The organism is Pontibacter lucknowensis (genome assembly GCF_900156415.1).
GTDB classification, from domain to species: Bacteria; Bacteroidota; Bacteroidia; order Cytophagales; family Hymenobacteraceae; genus Pontibacter; species Pontibacter lucknowensis.
This window is the reverse complement of record NZ_FTNM01000013.1, coordinates 1-1,855: the sequence shown is the minus strand read 5'-3', so window position 1 is coordinate 1,855 and position 1,855 is coordinate 1. Positions and strand designations below refer to the sequence as shown.

The 1,855-nt window shown below is 56.7% G+C and carries 1 protein-coding gene; it reads right to left on the bottom strand.

All coding sequences use genetic code 11. The annotated features are described in order from the left end of the window. Nucleotides 1-47: 47 nt before the first annotated feature. Nucleotides 48-1,334, bottom strand: a complete 1,287-nt coding sequence (gene ltrA / locus BW972_RS19475) for a group II intron reverse transcriptase/maturase (protein WP_234986465.1) — start codon at nucleotides 1,332-1,334, stop codon at nucleotides 48-50. Nucleotides 1,335-1,855: the final 521 nt, after the last annotated feature.

Genomic DNA, 1,855 nt, shown 5'->3' with positions numbered 1-1,855 from the left:
TAATCGAGTAGACGGCCCCGCCAGTATTAATTGACGGGGTGCGCCTCTCACACCACTGTACAAGCGGGTCTCGCATACAGCGGTTCGTTAAGTTGTGGAGCTACTTTCCTGTAGTAGTCGAGCAATGATTCATACCCTCTCTTAGCCAGCCTTTTCACCGTTACCGTTGTGATCAGCATCGGGCTTTGAGCCACCGCCCAGCCTCCTTTCCTGGTTCTGCTCCAGGCATAAGCCTGACCCTTCGGGACACCCAGCCGAATTAGGTTCTTCCTTTTCCGTTCGGGCTTTTTCCAGTCGTGCCAGATGCAGTGCCGGAGCCGATTTCGTATCCAGCTGTCCACTTCTTTGAGCTTGCCCTGGATACTGGCCATGCGGAAGTAGTGGACCCAGCCTCTTTGGGCCTCCTTCAGTTCCCGGATACGCTCCTCAAAAGAGCAAGGCGTGGTTTTGCGGGTGATGGCCTTCAGCTTCTGCTTGAGCCTGTCCCACCCTTTCTTTGCCACCACCAGCTGGTAGCGGCCCTTGTCGCCTTTCCTGTAGGTGGGCACAAAGCCGTGGCCCAGCATTTGGAAATCCACAGGCCTGCGGATACCCGACTTCTCCATGTTGATAGGCAGCCTGAGCCTGTCCCGCAGGAACAGGAACACGGCGTTGCCTACCTTTCGGGGAGTGTCTTCACTTTCGGTGTAGACGCTGAAGTCATCGGCATAGCGCACGTAGCGCAGCTGTTGCCGCTCCAGCTCCTTGTCCAGCTCGTGGAGCGTGATGTTGGAGAGCAGTGGCGAGAGCGGGCTTCCCTGCGGCACGCCCTTCCGGCGCTTGACCAGTCTCCCTTTGATAAGAATGGGAGCCCGGAGCCACTTGCGGATCAGGCGCAGGGTCAGCGGGCACTTTACCTTCCGGTAGAGCAGTTGCAGCAAGAGGCAGTGGTCCACCTCGTCAAAGAAGTTGGCAAGGTCGATGTCCACGATGTGCTGATAGCCTTCGTGGATGTAGCCGTGCGCCTGCTGCAGGGCCTGGTGGGCGCTGCGGTTAGGGCGGAAGCCGTAGCTGCGCTCTTTGAACTCCAGTTCAAAGAGCGGAGTGAGCACCTGATTCACGGCTTGTTGCAGTACCCGGTCGGTGACGGTGGGAACGCCCAGCAGGCGAATCTTACCGTTGCCCTTGGGTATTTCCACTCCTAGGATAGGAGAAGGCAGGTACCTGCCGTTGCAAATATCAGTGGCGATGGCGTCCCTGTTTTGTTTCAGGTGCGCAGCCAGCTGCTCCACGGGCATACCGTCCACGCCCGCCGAACCTTTGTTGGCCACAACGTGTGTGTATGCTTTAAGCATGTTGCCCCGGTGGAGTATCTTCTCTATCATCTCTGCTTGTACTACAGTACTTATAATCTCTTCTCCCGCTTAAGGCAGGGCTGGCTAAAACCTCCCTGCCGAATTTGGGAAAACCTAACGTTTGGTCCTTGAGTAGCCTGTGAGGCCTCCGGGTTCTTCCCGGCTCGTTGCCGCTACCTACTACGACCGCTGCTGACTTCTCCCTATGTTCACGACACCGGGAGACCTCCCCAGGTAAGAGCACCTTCCTTCCTCCGATTCCTGCTGCATCTACACAAGGTCGTTTGTTGGTCAGGGGCGTTGCAAAGAGGTGCTTGTTTACCCACGACTTCCTGCCTCTTATGCAGTTTCTGTCCGTCAGTACCGGATTTTGCAGTCCCGCTTTCTTCACTGCCGCCTCACGGCCAGCCAGCTTGCGGCTTGCTAACAGGCTTCACCAACTCGCCTGTAAGGGACTTGCACCCTCTGGAATAATATGATACCTTTAGTATCAGGTGCCCATACTGGGCGCACACCACACC

What these genes read in the sequence shown, in the direction of transcription:
- ltrA (WP_234986465.1), bottom strand. Translation starts at nt 1,334, where the DNA reads ATGCTTAAAGCATACACACACGTTGTGGCCAACAAAGGTTCGGCGGGC.